The sequence below is a fragment of the Ignavibacteria bacterium genome (assembly GCA_013177855.1).
Lineage (GTDB): Bacteria > Bacteroidota > Ignavibacteria > Ch128b > Ch128b > Ch128b.
The window spans coordinates 16,627-36,377 of sequence record JABLYA010000008.1; the positions used below are offsets into that span (position 1 = coordinate 16,627).

Sequence of the window (19,751 nt, forward strand, 5' to 3'; positions counted from 1 at the left end):
CTATTGCTGGTTTGACTGTGTATGTTGATACAACTTCAACATTAAAAGATAATGAAATATTTCTATTTAATGATATATCTGAATTGAATTTCATTAAAAATATAAGTAGAGCCAAAAATTAGAAAGAATTTTATGTCAGGAATAACATGTTTTTTTTTAAAGCAACAAAAACATTCGTTTTGCCAGGTATAAAACCAACGCTTCTAAAACCGCTTTAAATACTTTTTTATCTTTCATTTTTTTTAAATTTATTAGTCCGACAAAAACACTGCTGCCCAACCCACATAAGAACATTATCTTCTAATTTATAATCATCGTATCTAATTTTCTTTATTCCGCTTTTGCTCAATTTCACAAAAAAACCGTTTTCATCACTCCAAAATATTTCAAAGATTTCATCTCTATAAGCTTCTGCAATGCCAATAACAATGGCACTAAATTTTATCAACTTCTCTTCACTTTTATTCATAACTATTTTGTCCAATTTTACTAATTGCATAGGCATTCCCCACAATCCGTTATCTTGTTTTTTTTTTTTTGTTGAAATCTCAAATTTATTTAAGGTTAAACATAAAAATAATTATATATACTTGCCGCAACGTAAATCGGTGTAACCCCTTTAATTTTGCAATGTTTTTCTAATCAAATAAAGTAAATGCTGCAAACACTCCTCGGTGTTTTTCTAATAATCCAAAATCATTATAGAAATACACTGAGGTGTAACCCCTTTAATTTTGCAATGTTTTTCTAATATATCTTTAATTAAAGATTGGATTTCATTATAATTAGTATTAAAATTGTTTTCAAAAAAAGACCATATTTCATTATAACTACAATAAAAATATTTATTTTTTAAATCCTGTTCAAAAAGAACTATACCAGAAGCTTTTGATGGATATTCAATATTTCCCCCGTAATCCTAGCTAATTTCTTTTGTCTAATGAATTGTGGATCATAACAATAAAATATAGAATTTGGATAATCTATATATTTTACTTTATAACAAGAATTAAATTTATTTAAAAACCACTTTACTAGATTTTCTTTTGTCATAAACTCTTTAATATAAGTGTGCAACAATGTTAGGTGTAAACCCTTTAATTTTGCAATGTTTTTCTAATAATGGCTGAACTATTTGACGAGTGCTTTAAGGTGTAAACCCTTTAATTTTGCGTTGTATATTTGTTGTTCAAAAGGTGTAAACCCTTTAATTTTGCAATGTTTTTCTAATTAGAAACACTAAAAAATTATGGAATACAAAGGTGTAAACCCTTTAATTTTGCAATGTTTTTCTAATCATAAGGATCGGTAGTGTCGCCTGCAATTTTGGTGTAAACCCTTTAATTTTGCAATGTTTTTCTAATAAATAGCCTGGAACAAATAAGTCTTCGTGAGGTGTAAACCCTTTAATTTTGCAATGTTTTTCTAATATATCTTTAATTAAAGATTGGATTTCATTATAATTAGTATTAAAATTAGTTATAAAAAAAGACCATATTTCATTATAACTACAATAAAAATATTTATTTTTTAAATCCTGTTCAAAAAGAATTACACCAGAAGCTTTTGAGGGATATTCAATATTTTCACCCATAATTCTAGCTAATTTATTTTGTCTAATAAATTGTGGATCATAATAATAAAATATAGAATTTGGATAATCTATATATTTTACTTTATAACAAGAATTAAATTTATTTAAAAACCACTTTACTAGATTTTCTTTTGTCATATGAATTTTAAAAACCTTTAATTTTTATTAATATTTAATTTATTATCAAATACAACAAATAGTTTGTTATCTTTCTTATTATATTGTATTTTTATATTAGAACCTGTAGTTGGTTCATTTCTAAGAAGTTCTTCTGAAATCATATCTTCTATTAATTTTTGAATACCTCTTTCTACAGGTCTTGCGCCATACATAGGGTTGTAAGTTTCCTTTGAAATGTAATCAATAACTGAAGGAGTCCAAGTAAGAATGTATCCAATATCATCAATACGTTTCTTCAATTTATTTAAATGAATTTTAACTATTTCCTTAATATTATCTTCATTTAGTTGGTTAAAAATAACTATTTCATTAATACGGTTTAAGAATTCTGGTGCAAATTTATCTTTCAATGCTTTCATAATGTTATTTTTAATTATTTCTTCTTCTTTTAGAGTTGAAGAAGTAGTAAAACCTATACCTTTACCAAGCGCTTGGGCAGTTTTTACACCAACATTTGAAGTCATAATGATAATTGTGTTTTTGAAATTAACTACACGACCTGTATTATCAGTTAAACGACCTTCATCAAGAATTTGAAGTAGTATATTATAAATATCAGGATGTGCTTTTTCAATTTCATCAAATAAAACAACAGAAAAAGGTTTGCGTCTTACAGCTTCAGTTAATTGACCACCTTCTTCATAACCAACATAACCAGGTGCCGCACCAGTAAGTCTTGATGATGATATTTTTTCTGAATATTCGGACATATCGATTCTAATAAGAGAATTAGGTCCGAAAATTTCATTTGCAATTACTTTTGCTGTTTCTGTTTTACCTACGCCAGTATTACCTAAAAACATAAAAGTTCCGATAGGTTTATTTGGATTGGATATAGCAGTTTTATTGCGCCTAAGTACTTTTGAAATTAATGAAACTGCTTCATCTTGACCTACAATTTCTTTTTTCAAAATATTTTCTAGTTCAAGATATTTTTTAGCATCGTTAATTGAAACTTTTTCAACAGGTATCTTTGAAATCATAGAAACCACTTTTCTGATTTCATCACCATCAACTACTTGTGCGTTAAGGGCGATTTTCTCTCTCCATTCATTTTTTGCAATTTCGAGTTTCTTTTTAAGTTCTTTCTCTTTATCACGATAAATAACAGATTTTTCAAAATCTTGTGCTTTAACAGATGATTGTTTAAGAGCAATAACTTCCTTAATTTCAGCACTCATTTGCTTAATGTGTTCTGGTATAGATTTGCTAATTTGTGCACGTGATCCTGCTTCATCAAGGATGTCAATTGCCTTGTCGGGAAAAGCACGTTCAAAAATGAAACGGTCGGCTAATTTTACACAGAGTTCAATTGCTTCATCAGTATATCTTACATTATGATAGTCTTCATAACGTTCTTTTAAGTTATGAAGAATAACCTTTGTTTCTTCTGCTGTTGGTGGTTCAATAATAACTTTCTGAAACCTACGTTCTAGAGCACCGTCTTTTTCAACAGAATTTTTGTATTCATCAAATGTGGTTGCACCAATACACTGAATGTGACCTCTTGCAAGTGCAGGTTTAAGAATGTTAGCCGCATCAAGTGAACCAGACGAACTACCAGCTCCAACCATTGTGTGTAGTTCATCCACAAAAATGATAACATCATTTCTTTTTTTCAATTCATCAATAATGGCTTTCATTCTTTCTTCAAATTGACCACGATATTTTGTACCAGCAACAAGTGAACTCATTTCAATAGATAAAATCTTTTTATCTAAAAGGTTTGTAGGACATTCACCTTTGACAATAAGTTGTGCAAGACCATCAACGATTGCAGATTTTCCTACACCAGGCTCACCAATAAGAACAGGATTATTCTTATTTCTACGTGAAAGTATCTGAGCAACCCTTTCAATTTCTTTTTCTCTACCAATAACAGGGTCAAGCAAATCAGCTTTTGCCAATTCTGTAATATCAGTAGAAAATTGTACTAATATACTCTCTTTATTTGCACTTATGCTTTCTTTTTCGTCCATTTCCATAATTTTTAATTTTTATGTATTTGTATTTACATTCAAATTTTTAAAAAGTTTAATTATTTTAATTTTGATACTAAATGTTTTGGTACTTCAACTTCAATTCTGATATAATCACCTTTATCTTCAATAATTTTACCAATACGAATATTAGAACTAATATTAACTACTTCACCAACATCAAATTTCATTTCTTTAATACGTTTTGTATTCTTTAATAAAATTGCTAATCCAGTTATCCCAGCAGATATGCAGATTATTACTATAAATGTTATCATACAATTCATTTAAATTATTATTTATACAAAGATAAAGTGATTTTTATAATAAAAAAAAATGATAAACTTTATTACTATTTTCATATAAAATTACAAAACGAATCGCATATGAATGTGTAGAGATGAAAAAGATTATTTATGGCAATTTCTTCCAAGAGATTTTGTATATCTCACTGAACAAAAAACCCAAATTTACAAGAATTATACCCTAAAAAACGATTACCTTATAAATATAATGCATGAACTCATATTAAAGTTCTTTTTTAATAATGAGTTAAATCATAATTTATGGTCTACTATATTAAGAAAGAAATATGGTAAGACCTATAACATTTATATAGATTATTTATTAGAAAAAGGTTTTATGAATCTTATATCTAATTATTATGTAGGTAAAAAAGCAAAAACATATAAATTAAACATTACAATATTAGATGTAATTAAACATAAAGTAACAGATAAAGTTTTATTAAAAAAACATAGTAAAGATTATCTTTTGAGAACATTTACATCAGAACAAGAGAGTCCAATTAACTTATCTCTTAGAAAAAAACTCATAGATGATTTATATCATGTTGAAATTGATTATGAAGCCGCATATAAATGGTTGAATGAAAGAAAAAATGATAAAACGTTAGAATTAGAAAAATATTTTAGAAATGTTGGTGCAATAGATGGTATAAACAGTGGTTATATATTTTTTAAATTTGATTCTTATGGTAGATTACATACAAACTTTACTGTTTTAAAAAAACACATAAGAAAAAATTTTCTAACAATAGATGGGCAAGAAATCGAAGAAATTGATATTAAAAACTCACAACCTTTCTTTTTTGCAGTTGCTATTAAAAATGAACATGGTGAAGACACTTTTGATGACGAAATGCGCAGATATGTTGATTCTGTAAAAAATGGATTAATATATGATGAAATATTACAAAAATTTCCAGATAAAATAAAAACAAGAGATCAAGCTAAAGTTATGATGTATAAAGTATTATTTGGTAATAATGTTGATAGATCCAATGAAGAAACAAGACTTTTCAAAAAATTATATCCAGGTATATGTGAATATATTAAAGATTTCAAATATTTTTCCAACTCATATAAAGAATTGAGTCATAAATTACAATTATTAGAAAGTGAATTTATCTTTAACAAGGTTGTTACAGAAATAAAACAAAAGTTTCCACAAATTAAATTATTCACTGTTCATGATTCTATCTGTTTTCCAGTTAAATACAAAGAAGAAGTAAATATAATCTTCCGAAAACATCTTGATAGTTTACTATAATTTTTAATTATTTTTTAATATATAGTTATGTAAAACCATAAATGAACAAAAAAAGTGGTTTTTCATAATTAATATATAAGTATAATAAAAAATAATAAAGTAAATTATGCCAATTCAAGAAAAAGATTTAGGAAGATACAAAAGACCAGGTATTTTTATAAACGAGATCGATAACTCAATTATAGAATTACCAGTACAAAATGTGCTAATTAATTTAGTACCAGGTTTTTCTAAAAAAGGACCTGTAAATAGACCAATCTATATTACAAATCCAAATGATTTTATTACTATTTTCGGTGATATTGATAGGGGTTTAGAAAGAAAAGGTTCATTCTTCCACAGAACATGTTTGAAAATGTTGCAAAGTGGTCCAATTTGGGCACTTAATTTATTAAGTACAAATGATACAAGAGATAAATTAAATTGGAAATCAATATCTTGTGCTTCATCATATAATAATGCTGCAACAAAACAAATGCCTTATTCAAGAATTTTTAACAGACAAGATTTTTGGATAAGAGATGATGAATCATTTTTAGATTATATAAATGATCCAACACCTGACAATAACAGACTTTTACATATTACAAACTTAGGTGAAAAAACTATAACAGTTTTCTTATATAAGTCTAGTATTACAGGTTTTGATGTGACAGCAGAAGATTGGTATGGTGGTGTAACAAAAGTTCCACAATACATTCATCCAAAAGATTGGATTTCTGATTATATGGTTTCAGTATTAGTTGTTATGGGTGATTGGACAGATTATGACAATCTTTCAGTTGATGCAACTTGGGGACAATATTTTACATCAGAAGGTTTAGACAAAACTAAAGTACAAGATTTTGTTAATGAAACAAATGTAACAGTCGCTGCTTACTATGATTGTTCATTAATTCCTTATTTCAAAGATATTGACGGTAGAGATATGTATATCAAAACTATTATCAATAACAACACAGATAAAACTGGTCTTTTCTGTGCTTACAATGAAAGCATATTATTAGATTCTGATTATCCAACTGGTAAAATAGATATTATTGGTGATGGTATTGTAGGATTAGAAAATACATCAATAGATTTCTTATCTTATAAAGAATCTATTGTTGAATCATTGGCTTATGCTCAAACATCACTAGATGCACATAATAATGTATTTGGTAATCACAGTACTGTGTTATCAAATCCTTTTGCTCTAAAGAACAGTAGAACTGGTTCAAAAACAAACTGGTATGTTAATGATGTAACAATCGGTGACACAGGTTCAACTTTGATTAACATAACAATAGCGGCTTATTCATCAGGTAAGAGTTGGTTATGTACAGATTATGCTTCATCAGTTGATTTTGATACACCTCCAGTAAATATTTATCATAAAGCATTCGTTGCTGGTGATGCTGTATATCTTAACAAAGATTATGCAGGTTTAGAAGCATATAAAATTTATTACATTGAAGACGCTTCAACAAACGATGGTTGGTATTCATTATCAGAAACAAGAGGCGGTTCTCCAATAGTATTCTGTACAAATAATAGTTGTACAGTACCTTCAGGATTATATATCCAAAGAGCAACTATTGAAATTGATACAAGTATTAACTCATATTTCAATCTCGGCGGTGCTCAATACACTCTTAATACTGGTTTGACTGAATATCAATTTGAACCTTTAACAATCAACACAATTTCAGCAGGTATCGAAAGATATGATGTTTTATACCTTACTGAAGGAAGTGATGAAGTTCATATTTTGAAAGGTGTTCAATCTAATAATGGCACTGCAGAATTACCTGATTTTACAATAGATTACAACGATGCTATCATTTTAGGTTATGTTCATTTGCATATTATATCAGGTGCAACACCAGGCACAGGTCAAACAGATTTTGCAATCCTTTGCGATTATACACCTGTAACAATTGATAGTACTGGTTATTTACCATTAACAGATATTACACTTAGCGGTTATACAGTAAATAATGTAAATTATGCTATTCTAACATTCGGCAATACTCTTGGTGTAGCAAGTCTTAAAAATTATATTCAATTAAGATATAGAGCCGCTTATAATGAAATGGAATCTTATCTTGATGATGGTAAAGGTGTTATTATTAATAATCTTACAGGATATAAATATCCTATCATTGGAGCAACATTTACAGATTACTCAACAACTTATAATGCAAGCATTACAATTAATACAGGAACATATCCTTATACTCAATTTTATAACACAAATCCTTATAAATGGTTAATTTATTACCTTGATAATGAATTTATGATTGGCACAACATCAACTTCAAGAGTTTGGAGTTCATTAGCACCAATTGAAGATTTAAGTTTGAGTGGACATGGTGTAATCGGTAAATATTCAGATATATACCTTGATATTTACAATGGCATAATCAATAACTGGGATTATGGTTATGAATATAACGATACCGGTTCAACAACAAAGATTTACTTAAAATCTTGGATTCAAGGTGTTGATACAATGTATATTGATTTTATGGCAGAAGATAGAGTTTCACCACAACCTATTACTAACTGGGTTTCAAACTACGGTGAACAACTTGTTATCTGGTCAAATGAATCAAGTTACAAACAAACAGTTGAAATTGAATCATTAGATGAATCTAAATTACCTAATTTGGTTTATGAAATCAAAGTAGATAAAAACAGATATTCAGAAATCGTAAAAGGTGATTTTTTAGAAGCATATTATGATGAAAGTTTATACGAAGCAGGTGGTGAATTATATGGTGCTGATCCTCGAAAATTAACAAGAGTTATTAGTGTAACTATTGATTCAAATAACACTGATTTGAAAATTATTAAAACGGATGCTCCTATTAAGATTGAACAAATCGATAAAGTAGGAGGTGGTTATGATTATCAAACAACAGTATATCCTCAAATTGATGAGTATGTTGATACATACAAAGGTATAAAACTTATTCCTTTCACAATTCATCCTGATTCAATTCCAAATGGAACTGAAGAAAGACAATCATCAATACTTGATGTTATAGCTAAAACAACAAATCTTGCTAAAGGTCTTGCAAATAAGAATAGGATTTCTTGGAGATATTTGATTGATTCGTTTGGTTTAGGTTTGACAGCAAATTCAAAACAACAATTAGTTGATCTTTGTGGAATGAAATTAAACTGTTTTGGTTTCATTAATGCACCAAGTGTTAGAACATTTAAAAACAGTTCAAATCCATCATTTGTTAATGATGATAGAACTTTGAATACTGCTTATTTAAGATCAGGTGGTGATGAAACAAAGAATCCTTCATTTCTATATTCATTTGCTTCTGGTGTTGGACGTTCTTGTGTTGGTTACTTCTTCCCATATGTAAAAATTGATGATCAAGGTATTCAAAAAGATGTTCCACCAGCAGCTTGGGTAGCAACAACTTATATGAATAAATTCATATCAACATCAAGTTTAGTTGAACCTTGGACAATTTGCGCTGGTGTTTCTCACGGTAGAGTAATAGACATAGCAGGCGTTGAAATGGATTTTACAAATGAAGATTTAGAAAACTTATATCAAATGAATCTTAATCCAATTGTTAAAGTTCTTAATAATGGATACTGCATCAACTCAGAATCAACAGCACAAGTATTTCCATATAGTTCATTAAGTTTAATCCATTCAAGAGAAGTTTTAATTGAACTTGAAAATGCACTATATGATATGTTGTTAAGATACCAATGGAGATTTAATACTCCTGAAATCAGAAATGAAATTAAATATAGGGCTGATAAAATCTGTAAAGATATGCAAGACAGAGACGCTTTATATAACTTTAAAAACGTAATTGATGGAACAAATAATACAAACTATATCATTGATTTACAAATGGGTGTTCTTGATACATATGTTGAAATTATTAAAGGTATGGGTATTATTACAAATAATATCACAATCCTGAAGAAAGGTGATATTGAATCTGGTGGATTTGCATAATAATTTGATTTTTTGAGGGATTTAAAAGATCCCTCAAAAAATTAAAAAAATGAAGTTGTAATAATTTATATATAATGTATACAAAAAATAATTTTTAAAAATATGCCATTAGCTCATTTTACGAATATAAACTCCCATAATAAAATATGGGAACCAGTTTATAAAAATTTGTATGAAGTAGTTATCATTTTACCACCTGCGATTCAAGCATTACATCCAGGTTATGAAACGATATTACTTGAAAATACAACAACAGTTAAATTTCCAACTTATCCTGACATCGCTACACAAACTCAAAGATTTAAATATTCAACTAGATTATTCTTAACATTTCCTGATAAGACTGATACCAGCGTGGATATTAATTTCAACATGAATGTTAATGAAGACTATCAAGTTATGACATTTAGAATGATGAAAGACTGGTATGATCTTGTATGGAACAATGAAGATGGTTCAGTACATTATAAGAAAAATATTATTTCTGATATTATTGTCCATGCTCACGATAAAGAAGGACATGTTATCAGAAGAGTAACATATCATAATGCTCAAATCACTAACTTTAGTGGTTGGGAAGATATGGACTGGTCATCAACAGACTTACAATCACTTACTGTTAAGTTCGTTGCAGATTACTGGGAAGATATGTATTATTAGGCATTTACTAATCAAAAATATAAAACCACTCATATGAGTGGTTTTTTATTGCATTTCTGTTCCTGTGTATTATTCAAGTTTTGTTTTTTTTTAAACATTGTACCCATATATTGAGCCACAATACTTGTATATCAACTCCTATGTAATAATTAGAAAATTTTGTTTGTTGATATATTCTTAAACATAGTGCAATATCAGTCCATTCCCAAAAAATTACTGGTTTAAAAAACTTGTGCATAATAGCAAGTAAAAAACATTTTTGTTGTTGTGGTTTTTTGAATAACCTAATATTTTTGAATCTTTGTGTAAAATTTATCTTTTGTTTTTTCATTTTACTTATTCCGTATGTATATCTAAGCATAATTTTAGTTCATGATATATCTTAAATTGCATTTCATACAATCTAATTGAGTAATATTCATTATTTTCAGTTATTCCTGCTTCTGCTAAAATTATTTTTGCGTTCTTTAAGGCAATTTCTCTTGCTTTTTTCATTTTTTCATATGTTGAATCCATATTTTTCATTTTTTTAATTATTTGATAATACAAAAATAAGGTATATTTTTAGTATTAAAAAATTTTATTAAAAATTCTTTTTAACCTACTGGGTTTCTTTAGTAATCTCTTTAATTTTTCTTCTCTTAAATTTGAATTATTACTACAATATTTTATTTTTGATATAATCGTTGATGGATATGAAGCGACATTGAAAGTCTTTGTTGTTGTTTTGCTGAATTTAGAACCAGGTATTGTTCCAACCATTTAAAATATAATAACGGTTACCATCCTCAAGAATTTCTATATCATTTATTTTGATAACATTCATTTAATTTATATGAATAAAAATGCAAAAGTTTATTTTGGGAAATATTTCATAATTTTTATTTTATTTCAACTTGTTTATCAAATGTAATTTCAAAATAAAATCCCATTCTATGAATGACGGTTTCAACTCCAGGTAAATTTTCTAAATATTCCATAGCATCTGCTATATCTTTTGGATTATTAGTACCAGATGCTTCATATTCATATGTAATTAGAATTTCATTATTATTGTGTCCTTCTTCTATCTTATTATTTTCACGAAAGAATCTGTATAATTTTCTTTCCAAGTTCATTTTATTTATTATATATCTATCACCATTATCCACAACTATTAAATTTGGATTGTCATTTTCATTAAGTTTACCACCAAGAAACAATTCATTTATAAATTTTCCATATTTCATCACTCTTGGATTATATTTTTCCTCAATTTGAGTTTGAATTTTTTGACCTGTTTGACCATGAATCTTACCTTGAGTTTGAATTGTTGGTTCACCTTGAATCTGGGTTTGAATTTGTGTTTCTGGTTGTTGTGTTTTTTCTGTTTGATTTACATTTTTAGATATATTAACATCTTTAAATTCACCACCTCTAATATCTGCAAATAAAATATCACCTTTTAAAAATGTACCATTAAAAATAATACCCCTTTCAACAGTCACTCTTTTAAAAATACCATTATAAATAACACCGTTTTTAAATGTGCCTGCTCTCCAATCAATATCACGAATTACGCCATATTCCCATACACCATTATACCATATACCAGCATTGAAAATTAATGTTTCTTTCATAATTTCTATTCTAGCATTTTCTATTTCTGCATCAAGAAACCAATTAAAACCATTTTCTAACAATATCTCATCTATTTGATATTTCTTTGTGTAGGTTTTACCTTCAAATTTTAATTCTTTATATCTTAGATTTGCCATATTACTTTTTTATTAATTTTTGTTTTTTAATTATCAGTTTATTATTTTCATATTTTGATAAAATATTAGTATCTCTATTATAGACATAAAAAGCATTTGGTTTTAAATCCATATATTTCTTTTCAAGTTCAAAACTCCTTTCAATTGTATCTAATTGATAATCAATTTGAACTCTTCTTCCTCTTTTTAGATTTGAAAATACTGCAGTTTTTACATCAGCCACTATTTTTATAAATATTATATTATAGTTATTTTCTTTAGCCATTTCAAAATATTTTTTAATCTTATTAAAACTATTACCAGTTGTATCAAATATTATATCAGAATATTTATTAGTAGTCATAAAATTATTAAGATGTATATCAATTAATCTATCAATGTCTTTAACCCAAATATTCTTATTTATAATATCCATTATTTCTTCATCAGTTAATTCAATTGGAATATCATATTCTGTTTGTAATCTTTTTATTGTTTTTTTGATATCTTGAAATTTTTGATATTTTTCTTTTTGTGTTCTTATAACTGGTTCTTTACTAATTTTTATAAGATAATCAGAATATTTGTCTGGGTCAAATATTTTATAGTTACTCATTTTAGGAATCAAAAAATAATTTATAAATTCAGATTTTCCTACACCAGGTGCACCAAGTAAAAAAATCATATTTTTTGATTTTTTATTTAATTCTGGAATCGGTTCAGATATTGATTCAGTAATAAATTCTTTAAATTTATAAATATACATATTATTTGGTTCTTATTTCCATTATATATAAAATGTAAAAGTTGAAAACTTTTAAAATAAAATGAAATATAACTAAAAAACAATAATTTAATATATGAATCAATTTATTCATGTTGAAACAAAAGAAATTGTAAGAATTATGTCTGATGAAGGTAATTTTTACATTCTAAACAATGGTATGAAAATAGATAAACAACTTTTTGCACAAAAATATGCCGCTGTAAACTCAAACCAATCTATGGATGCAGAGTCATTTTTAAACCAAAAAACTTTAATTCAAGTAAATCCACCAAAACAACAAATAGTAGAAAATGTTGCTGTTAATTCTGGTCCAAATGTACCAGTCGATCCTATCGATTTTTTAAATCCAACAAGTTCGTTAGCTAATATTAAAGGTATTGATGGTTTGATGAAAATAGATACATCTAAATATGTAGATGCTCCTGAATCACAGAGAGTTGTTGTTAGAGATTTATCAGCTCAAGAACAACAAAATCCTGGAATTCAGGTTAGAAATTTAGATAATGAAAAGCAAACATTATTAGAAAAATACAAACATATGGGAACAAATATTCAAGCTAATTTTGTTGATGAAAATGATGATAAAGCTGTTGATCAACTTGTTAAGAATTTGGAAAAACCACAACCAAAAGTTGTTTTAAATGAAAATGGTTTGACCGAAACGCAAGAAATATTCAGACAACAACAAATAGAATTAACTGGTAAAGATCCTTATGAAGATAAAATAAGAAAATATAGAATAAGTAAAGGATATCAAAATATAGAACCATTAAAAAATCCAAAGGTTATAGTTGATGAAACTGTTTATCCATATGAACAGAATGCAACACAAGTTACTGTAAACAACATAACACAACAACAAATTCAAGGTGAAGATCCTACAATAGCCATATTTAAGAAATTCAAAAGAAATCATAATGTTACAATAAAATTAGAAATAAAAGATAAGATTTCTAAACCAGATTTTATAAAAGTAATAGCTGATGGTTTTGAAGGTGATATTATACAATTCTATGCGGATGAATTATTTAAAACTTTCCTTGATGATTTTAAAAACATTAAGAAAGAAATATATAATCAACTTTATAAGAATATTTATGGTTATCTACCAGATGAAGAGATAGAAAAAGAAAATCAAAATCAAAAAAGAGCTATTAAAAATGTTCCAAAGAATAAAAAATCAAAACTTAATGAAAATATTGATTCAAAAGAAGATACAATCGTGCTTATTCCTGGCAAACCAACAAAAACTGGAAAATTAACATTTAAATATTTAGATAAAAAAGGTAAGGTTATCGATATGATTCCTGAAATAGCAGAATCAAAAGGATATATACCAGCAAAAGAAAGCGATATTAAATAATGGGAAGTTTATCAATGATATTTGCAACATCAGATAATGGTGTTATCGGTAAAGATAATAAGTTATTATGGCATTTACCGAATGATTTAAAGTTATTTAAGAAATTAACTAGCAATAAAATAGTCATAATGGGTAGAAAAACATATGATTCTTTACCAAATAAACCATTACCTAATAGATTAAACGTAGTATTGTGTAATGATGATCCAACATTTTCACCTGACCCAAGTGTAATTGTGTTAGAAACTGTGAATGAGGTTTTGGATTTTGTAAAAAATTATAATGATGAATCGTTTATAATTGGTGGAGGAATGATTTACAAATTATTTCTACCTTACGTAGATAAGATTTATATGACAACAGTTCATGTTGATGTTGAAGGCGATACATATGCACCAGTTATATTTGATTATCAATGGAAAATATTAAATCATGAAGAATTATGTAAGGATGATACACATTCTTATGATTATTCTTTCACAATATTAAAAAAAGTTAAATAATATGATTAAAATAAATCAAAGATATTTAAATGAAGCAAACAGAATTAGAGAAAATTTTATTGCAATAATTAATGAAATTGGTGAAAAGGAAAAAGAAATTTCTTCCTATAAGAAAAGAATAGAAATTATTATGGAAGAAAATAAGATATACGTTGATAAAAATAAAGATAAACCTGTTGAAATAGCAAAAGAAGATTTGAAAGAACAATTAGCAGAAATAGATAAAAATATTAATAAAATTGTAAATAAATTAAATCCATTATTTGATAAATTAAATAAATTAAAAAAGGAATCACATGAACTCTATATATCAATAAAAGATAAGTATCCTGAATTATCAGAATCAGATATTCAGGAACAAGTATTAAAGTCTTTAAAAAGATGATTTACTTCTTAATAAGTAATCATAGAATAAATTAAAAGAACTACTAAAAATTATTCTATAAATAACAAAATCAAATATCCAAGTATAACTAACTGAGAAAAATGGTATGTAGAATACCAATCCTAAGAAAATACTTGTTAGAAATAACATTTGGAAGAAATGCCAAGCATCAGTTAAACTTACTAAAAATGTAGTAGATCCAAAAAACTTCGGACCTTGTTTAGGATCGTTATTTTTATATTTATTTTTCCAACTGATTGATGGATTCCACCAATTTTTGTTATTATTAATAAATATAGATTTATCAAAATGAAATTGTAAGGTATCCATAATAGCTTTAAAAATACCAGCAATTAATATAAAAAATATTGTAAGTATTATCATTTTAATTTTTTATTTTCTTTCCAAATTTTTATAGGATTTATTATCCAAGCATATACTATTACATATAATGTAAAAACTATAATATAAGCAAAAAATCCAAGTCCTATCCAACCTAAGGTGTTATTATCTAATTGATCACTTAATACTTGAAACAATACTGTAAAAAATAAAGCCAATACTAATCTTCCATATTTAGTTAGTATTAACCATTGAAATGTTTTTTTCATAGATATAAGATTTATTTTTAATTATATATTAAAAATTAAAGATTGTTAAAGCGAACCAATTTATCATATTATCTAACAAAAACGGATATATTTCAGGTTTTTAATTTACATCTAGTAAAGTGGTTTTTAATAAATTTTATTTTTGTAAAAAATAAAGTCTTTATTTATTTTAAATTTGCATTTATTTGAGCAATGTCTTCTTCTTTCCATTTCTTATATTGATTTTCAACATCTTGTACTTTTCTGATTTGATCTTTTTTCAAAACCCTTTTATTCATATCTTCATCTCTAGGTTTTGGTGCTGGTTTTTCATCAGGATCGCCCCACTGAATAGTTATATCAAATTTAATACCCGATAAGTCGGAAATCATTTTATTTTTTATCATATCTAAAAATTTAACACCTTGATATTTTTTCATTAATTTTCTTGCACTGTCTGGCAATTGATATTGTTTACCGCCTTCACAATCTTCAACGGCTAATAATAAATCTGGATTTTGAACTTCACCAAAGATATTACTAATTGAACCAATACCTTTGTGTCCACCAGATTTTGTAGTCATTTCAGGTATATAATTTTTATTGTATCCAAAATTTCTAATAAAATTACATAATAGGTTATCACAGTATTTACCTAAATCATCAATAGTTGTACCATCTTTTAATTTTGGTAAATATTCCTTAACATATAAATCAAATTTATGCAGTGTAGCAACTTGTAATGTATTTCCATATTGTAATAATATCCAGAATATTGGTTGTTTAGCTTCAAAAACAACATTATCACCATCAACAACTACAACACCTCTAATACCTTCAATTTTTTCATTATCTGTAACATCTTGTTTTACAACTAATGTTGCTTCAACTGCAGTTGATTTTTTAATATCACCGACTAATTCTCTAGTTTGTCCATTTCTTAATTTTAAATCTTCATATAAAGGACTATTTTTGGCAACATTATATTTAATAAGTGGAATTCTTTCATCAGATTCTAAATCACGTTCTAATATTGCTCTTGCTCTTAAAGCATTTGCCCAAGTACCAGATGGCACAAAACACAAGTTGCCAATGATTTGATAACCTGGCATATGAACTTTTGGGTTTCCACCTTTACCTGTAGTACAGAATAATTTTTTAAATGTTTCTTGTGAATCAATATATTGTTTTGCACCATATTGATCTCCACCCCAAACTCTCGATTTCATTTGACCTAATCTCCAATAAGCATCATCTAAAAAGTCTTTTTCAAATTCTCTCATAACTTTTGGATTTTTCCTTTTAATATCTTCAATAAAAGCTTTAACATCTGGTTTTCCATCATCTGTTAAAAATCCAGCATTTTGAGCATATTTTTTAATTTCAATATTGTTTAAGTTGTTTGCTGGATATAAAATTCTAAATAATCTAAATATGTTGTAAACTGAAGGATTAATATCTTTACAATTAGCGACAACTTCAATAAAAGTCTTATGGTCACTTCTTTTTAATAATTGATTAAACGCTGCTGCAAATTCCAATTTATTTTTGAATTGTTTAAAATCGAAATTTATAATACTTTTAACATCAACTTTATAATCGTCATATTTTGCAGAGTCAACCATGTCAATAACATTAACAACTGTTCCATCAACTGGTAGACCTAATTGATCCATAATACCTTCGTATGCAGAAGATGTTTTTGTTTTTACTGCTGTTGGTTTACCTTTATTTTCACCTTCTTTAAATTCACCATGGTGGTCGATATAAACATCAATGTTTTCAACATTTTCTGCATAGTCTAATGCTATATTAATTAATTTTGGATCTAATACTGTTGTTGTCCAACCTTCTTGATAGTTTACTATACCATACTGAACAATATCAAAACCTTTTTTTTCTAAATAACCTTTCATTGCAATAGCTGAATAGATACCATCTAAATCATCATGAAAATATAAAGCTACTTTTTTATCAGGTTTTCCTTTTTTTGCCCAGTATTTCTCATCATTTGGAATTCTTGGAGCAGATTCGTTTAATTCTTCTTTTTGTTTCTTTGAAAAAAGACTATAATTCTTTAACATATACTTAGTATTATTTTTATGTTATTATATATAAAAAATAAAATATTAAAATAAAAAACCACACTTTTTGAGTGTGGTTTTTAAGTTAAACGTTTTTTTTATTTTAGTAACTTGACTAAATCATCATTTATTACTTGAATGAGTTTTCTTTCACCAAATAATATATTTGGAATATTTTTAATTATTGAGTAATGTTCTGTTCCTTCAACAACAATTTTACTAAATGGTTGTCTTAATTGTTCATTTTTCATATAATATTGCATTAATATTGTAATAAATTCTGTCAATTTGATTTCAGCATTTTCATTATATTTTATAACAACTAAAGTATCAGGTGTTTGTTCACTAATAATATAGTGCAGTTTTTCTTTGCTAACTTTATTATTTTCTAATAACACCAAAGAAACAGAAGGTTTAATATTACCAGGAAATTTTGCTATCTTACCAACAAATTCAAATTTCTCCATTTTAGGTTCCTTAGGTTCTTGACACCTTGGAGTTTCTTTTTTAGGAATTTTTGGTTCTATTGATTGTGATTTAACTTCTTTTTTTGGTATAGCAATAACTTTACTATCGCTAGGCTTAGCAATAGAAGTTTTTTCATTGGTAAAATCTGTAAACCTTTTTAACATTTTATTTAAATTAAATTTAAACAATAAACCCAACTGTCCAAATGAAGATTTAGATGATTGGGTTTATGTTTGATTAAATTTCCTGTGTAGAGACTTGACTTTGTCCTTGGGTTTGTCCTTGACCTTGTGTCTGACTTTGTCCTTGGATCGCACCTTGACCTTGTCCTCCTTCTTTAGCAGGTATTTCTTGAGCAGTTACTTGTGCTTGAATATTTTGTCCTTCAGGTTTTTGTGAAGTTTGTTCTTGTTGTACTGTTTGAACAGGTTTTGTCTGAATTTGTACACCAGCATATTCATCACCTAATACATCAAGAGGTAAGTTATCAATTGTTAAGAATTTAGTTTGAATATATTTTGCAATAAATTCAGCTAATTCTGTATCAGCGAATTTACCAGAAATATCGTAACCTGAATCTTTAGCTTTTTTCTTAAAAGCATTAACTAATGTTTTTGGTACATCAAAACCACGAATTCTATAATCAACACCCATATCTACAACATCTTCTGTAATTAATGAATTTCCTTTTTTCAAATTTCTAAAAGATTTAAAATCAAATGTATTTTTCATATTAAAACATTATTTTTTTAATTATATATTAAATATAAAAATCGTTTTTTCTACACACCTTTTTATTTCTATATCATGAAACCAAAATATTTCTATCTAGTACCTTCAAGTTCCTTATTCAAGTTATCTAAATCACTATCACTAACTAATTTATTTATTTTAATACTATATATTAAAAATTGACAATAATTTAACATAAAAATTATAAAAAATAATTTTCTTTAATATATAAGGGATTAATTATTTAGTTTATTGAATTTTGTATTTTAATTTATTCAGTCGTATTTTTGAATAGATCTTTTATTGACTTTTTACCTTCAGTTTTCGCAAACATATTATATGTTAATGACAAACCAACACTCCAACCCCATCTCGTGTTTTCGCCTTTTATATCAGTATTTAAACCAATACCTGCATATGGTCCAAATGCCCATCTATTAGGAGTTTTAGCTTCGTGTATAACTTTATCAATAATTAAAGCACCATCTAATTCAGTAAATTTAACCAATTTTGAAGGTGAAAATGCTTTTACAATGTACCTATTATTTTCTTCTGTTAAAGAATATCTTAAACTAATATTAAAATAATTTGTATCTAATATTGATTGTAATGGAGATGCTTTACAAGTATTTGGATTAATTCTAAATTGAGTTCTTCCATATAATGATTGTATAAAACCTTCATCTCTATAATTAAAATTCCAAGGAATTGTATATTTATTAGAATCTTTTGGATCTACAAATATATCTGTAAGTTCACTAATTAAAGTAGGTACAATAACACTAACATCACTTTGAATACCAGCGACCATTCCTTTCATATTTTTAAATTCATTATAAAATTTCTCATTATATTTTTGCATATCATCAACGGTTTTAATCAGATATGATGTTTTTTCAGTTACAATTCTATCCAATTCTTTATCATAATATGTTCTTAATGAGTCTTTCATTGCAACAAGATTATTCTCATACATCGCAACATCTCTTTTATGATCCAATTTTTCTTCTTTTAATTTATTACAAGTTCTAAATAATAGAACAATTAAAATTAATATAATTACAACTAATGTAATTTTAATGTATTTATTACTAAATACTCTGTTGAAAAAATCAACAATCGAATTAATGATTTTCATA

Annotated in this window: 19 protein-coding genes and 1 CRISPR repeat array; of the genes, 6 read left to right on the plus strand and 13 right to left on the minus strand. The window is 26.5% G+C overall.

Annotated features, from left to right (window positions below; genetic code table 11):
* Positions 1 to 226: 226 nt before the first annotated feature.
* The 3 genes from HPY57_15975 to HPY57_15985 form a co-directional block, all read right to left on the minus strand.
* On the minus strand, positions 227 to 499 hold the full coding sequence (locus tag HPY57_15975) for a hypothetical protein (GenBank protein ID NPV13258.1): 273 nt from the start codon (positions 497 to 499) through the stop codon (positions 227 to 229).
* A 695-nt stretch (positions 500 to 1,194) separates the two neighbouring features.
* Positions 1,195 to 1,430: direct repeats of the CRISPR family, unit length 36 nt; unit sequence GGTGTAAACCCTTTAATTTTGCAATGTTTTTCTAAT.
* A 319-nt stretch (positions 1,431 to 1,749) separates the two neighbouring features.
* Entirely contained in the window at positions 1,750 to 3,753 is a 2,004-nt protein-coding gene (locus tag HPY57_15980; protein ID NPV13259.1) for an ATP-dependent Clp protease ATP-binding subunit, read from the minus strand.
* Between the two features lie 59 nt (positions 3,754 to 3,812).
* Positions 3,813 to 4,031, minus strand: coding sequence for a hypothetical protein (locus HPY57_15985; protein ID NPV13260.1), 219 nt, complete (start codon positions 4,029 to 4,031; stop codon positions 3,813 to 3,815).
* A gap of 112 nt (positions 4,032 to 4,143) precedes the next feature.
* Between HPY57_15985 and HPY57_15990 the strand changes: the two genes are divergently transcribed.
* The 3 genes from HPY57_15990 to HPY57_16000 all read left to right on the plus strand — a co-directional run bounded on the left by HPY57_15990 (position 4,144) and on the right by HPY57_16000 (position 9,964).
* Complete coding sequence (locus tag HPY57_15990; GenBank protein NPV13261.1) at positions 4,144 to 5,325, plus strand: hypothetical protein; 1,182 nt, start codon at positions 4,144 to 4,146, stop codon at positions 5,323 to 5,325.
* A gap of 106 nt (positions 5,326 to 5,431) precedes the next feature.
* Entirely contained in the window at positions 5,432 to 9,304 is a 3,873-nt protein-coding gene (locus tag HPY57_15995; GenBank protein ID NPV13262.1) for a hypothetical protein, read from the plus strand.
* 102 nt (positions 9,305 to 9,406) lie between these two features.
* A complete protein-coding gene (locus HPY57_16000; GenBank protein NPV13263.1) occupies positions 9,407 to 9,964 on the plus strand; it encodes a hypothetical protein in 558 nt (185 codons plus the stop codon).
* Between the two features lie 73 nt (positions 9,965 to 10,037).
* On the opposite strand, the gene HPY57_16005 is transcribed toward HPY57_16000, so the two are convergent.
* The 4 genes from HPY57_16005 to HPY57_16020 form a co-directional block, all read right to left on the minus strand.
* Complete coding sequence (locus HPY57_16005) at positions 10,038 to 10,295, minus strand: hypothetical protein (GenBank protein NPV13264.1); 258 nt, start codon at positions 10,293 to 10,295, stop codon at positions 10,038 to 10,040.
* 5 nt (positions 10,296 to 10,300) lie between these two features.
* Complete coding sequence (locus HPY57_16010) at positions 10,301 to 10,489, minus strand: hypothetical protein (protein NPV13265.1); 189 nt, start codon at positions 10,487 to 10,489, stop codon at positions 10,301 to 10,303.
* A gap of 356 nt (positions 10,490 to 10,845) precedes the next feature.
* Positions 10,846 to 11,721, minus strand: coding sequence for a hypothetical protein (locus tag HPY57_16015; GenBank protein NPV13266.1), 876 nt, complete (start codon positions 11,719 to 11,721; stop codon positions 10,846 to 10,848).
* A 1-nt stretch (position 11,722) separates the two neighbouring features.
* Entirely contained in the window at positions 11,723 to 12,466 is a 744-nt protein-coding gene (locus HPY57_16020) for an ATP-binding protein (protein ID NPV13267.1), read from the minus strand.
* Between the two features lie 94 nt (positions 12,467 to 12,560).
* Between HPY57_16020 and HPY57_16025 the strand changes: the two genes are divergently transcribed.
* Genes HPY57_16025 through HPY57_16035 form a run of 3 tightly spaced genes read left to right on the plus strand, consistent with a single transcriptional unit; the run spans position 12,561 to position 14,738 of the window.
* Complete coding sequence (locus HPY57_16025) at positions 12,561 to 13,850, plus strand: hypothetical protein (GenBank protein ID NPV13268.1); 1,290 nt, start codon at positions 12,561 to 12,563, stop codon at positions 13,848 to 13,850.
* Between the two features lie 14 nt (positions 13,851 to 13,864).
* Positions 13,865 to 14,353 (plus strand): dihydrofolate reductase, encoded by a 489-nt coding sequence (locus tag HPY57_16030; protein ID NPV13269.1) that lies wholly within the window; start codon positions 13,865 to 13,867, stop codon positions 14,351 to 14,353.
* A gap of 1 nt (position 14,354) precedes the next feature.
* Complete coding sequence (locus HPY57_16035; GenBank protein ID NPV13270.1) at positions 14,355 to 14,738, plus strand: hypothetical protein; 384 nt, start codon at positions 14,355 to 14,357, stop codon at positions 14,736 to 14,738.
* Here the strand turns inward: HPY57_16035 and HPY57_16040 are convergent.
* The 6 genes from HPY57_16040 to HPY57_16065 form a co-directional block, all read right to left on the minus strand.
* On the minus strand, positions 14,727 to 15,122 hold the full coding sequence (locus HPY57_16040; protein ID NPV13271.1) for a hypothetical protein: 396 nt from the start codon (positions 15,120 to 15,122) through the stop codon (positions 14,727 to 14,729). The two genes, HPY57_16035 and HPY57_16040, sit on opposite strands and share 12 nt — an antisense overlap.
* A complete protein-coding gene (locus HPY57_16045; GenBank protein ID NPV13272.1) occupies positions 15,119 to 15,349 on the minus strand; it encodes a hypothetical protein in 231 nt (76 codons plus the stop codon). The genes HPY57_16040 and HPY57_16045 overlap by 4 nt, the downstream gene beginning before the upstream one ends.
* A gap of 164 nt (positions 15,350 to 15,513) precedes the next feature.
* Entirely contained in the window at positions 15,514 to 17,412 is a 1,899-nt protein-coding gene (locus tag HPY57_16050) for a hypothetical protein (GenBank protein ID NPV13273.1), read from the minus strand.
* 98 nt (positions 17,413 to 17,510) lie between these two features.
* The gene (locus tag HPY57_16055) at positions 17,511 to 18,044 is read right to left on the minus strand and encodes a hypothetical protein (GenBank protein ID NPV13274.1); all 534 of its coding nucleotides are present in this window, start codon (positions 18,042 to 18,044) and stop codon (positions 17,511 to 17,513) included.
* Positions 18,045 to 18,117: 73 nt separating this feature from the next.
* Positions 18,118 to 18,612 carry a hypothetical protein gene (locus tag HPY57_16060; protein ID NPV13275.1) on the minus strand — a complete coding sequence of 165 codons (495 nt, stop codon included), beginning with the start codon at positions 18,610 to 18,612 and terminating at the stop codon, positions 18,118 to 18,120.
* A gap of 271 nt (positions 18,613 to 18,883) precedes the next feature.
* The gene (locus tag HPY57_16065; protein ID NPV13276.1) at positions 18,884 to 19,750 is read right to left on the minus strand and encodes a hypothetical protein; all 867 of its coding nucleotides are present in this window, start codon (positions 19,748 to 19,750) and stop codon (positions 18,884 to 18,886) included.
* Position 19,751: the final 1 nt, after the last annotated feature.

What these genes read in the sequence shown, in the direction of transcription:
- HPY57_15975 (NPV13258.1), bottom strand. Translation starts at nt 499, where the DNA reads ATGCAATTAGTAAAATTGGACAAAATAGTTATGAATAAAAGTGAAGAG.
- HPY57_15980 (NPV13259.1), bottom strand. Translation starts at nt 3,753, where the DNA reads ATGGACGAAAAAGAAAGCATAAGTGCAAATAAAGAGAGTATATTAGTA.
- HPY57_15985 (NPV13260.1), bottom strand. Translation starts at nt 4,031, where the DNA reads ATGATAACATTTATAGTAATAATCTGCATATCTGCTGGGATAACTGGA.
- HPY57_15990 (NPV13261.1), top strand. Translation starts at nt 4,144, where the DNA reads ATGTGTAGAGATGAAAAAGATTATTTATGGCAATTTCTTCCAAGAGAT.
- HPY57_15995 (NPV13262.1), top strand. Translation starts at nt 5,432, where the DNA reads ATGCCAATTCAAGAAAAAGATTTAGGAAGATACAAAAGACCAGGTATT.
- HPY57_16000 (NPV13263.1), top strand. Translation starts at nt 9,407, where the DNA reads ATGCCATTAGCTCATTTTACGAATATAAACTCCCATAATAAAATATGG.
- HPY57_16005 (NPV13264.1), bottom strand. Translation starts at nt 10,295, where the DNA reads ATGAAAAAACAAAAGATAAATTTTACACAAAGATTCAAAAATATTAGG.
- HPY57_16010 (NPV13265.1), bottom strand. Translation starts at nt 10,489, where the DNA reads ATGAAAAATATGGATTCAACATATGAAAAAATGAAAAAAGCAAGAGAA.
- HPY57_16015 (NPV13266.1), bottom strand. Translation starts at nt 11,721, where the DNA reads ATGGCAAATCTAAGATATAAAGAATTAAAATTTGAAGGTAAAACCTAC.
- HPY57_16020 (NPV13267.1), bottom strand. Translation starts at nt 12,466, where the DNA reads ATGTATATTTATAAATTTAAAGAATTTATTACTGAATCAATATCTGAA.
- HPY57_16025 (NPV13268.1), top strand. Translation starts at nt 12,561, where the DNA reads ATGAATCAATTTATTCATGTTGAAACAAAAGAAATTGTAAGAATTATG.
- HPY57_16030 (NPV13269.1), top strand. Translation starts at nt 13,865, where the DNA reads ATGATATTTGCAACATCAGATAATGGTGTTATCGGTAAAGATAATAAG.
- HPY57_16035 (NPV13270.1), top strand. Translation starts at nt 14,355, where the DNA reads ATGATTAAAATAAATCAAAGATATTTAAATGAAGCAAACAGAATTAGA.
- HPY57_16040 (NPV13271.1), bottom strand. Translation starts at nt 15,122, where the DNA reads ATGATAATACTTACAATATTTTTTATATTAATTGCTGGTATTTTTAAA.
- HPY57_16045 (NPV13272.1), bottom strand. Translation starts at nt 15,349, where the DNA reads ATGAAAAAAACATTTCAATGGTTAATACTAACTAAATATGGAAGATTA.
- HPY57_16050 (NPV13273.1), bottom strand. Translation starts at nt 17,412, where the DNA reads ATGTTAAAGAATTATAGTCTTTTTTCAAAGAAACAAAAAGAAGAATTA.
- HPY57_16055 (NPV13274.1), bottom strand. Translation starts at nt 18,044, where the DNA reads ATGTTAAAAAGGTTTACAGATTTTACCAATGAAAAAACTTCTATTGCT.
- HPY57_16060 (NPV13275.1), bottom strand. Translation starts at nt 18,612, where the DNA reads ATGAAAAATACATTTGATTTTAAATCTTTTAGAAATTTGAAAAAAGGA.
- HPY57_16065 (NPV13276.1), bottom strand. Translation starts at nt 19,750, where the DNA reads ATGAAAATCATTAATTCGATTGTTGATTTTTTCAACAGAGTATTTAGT.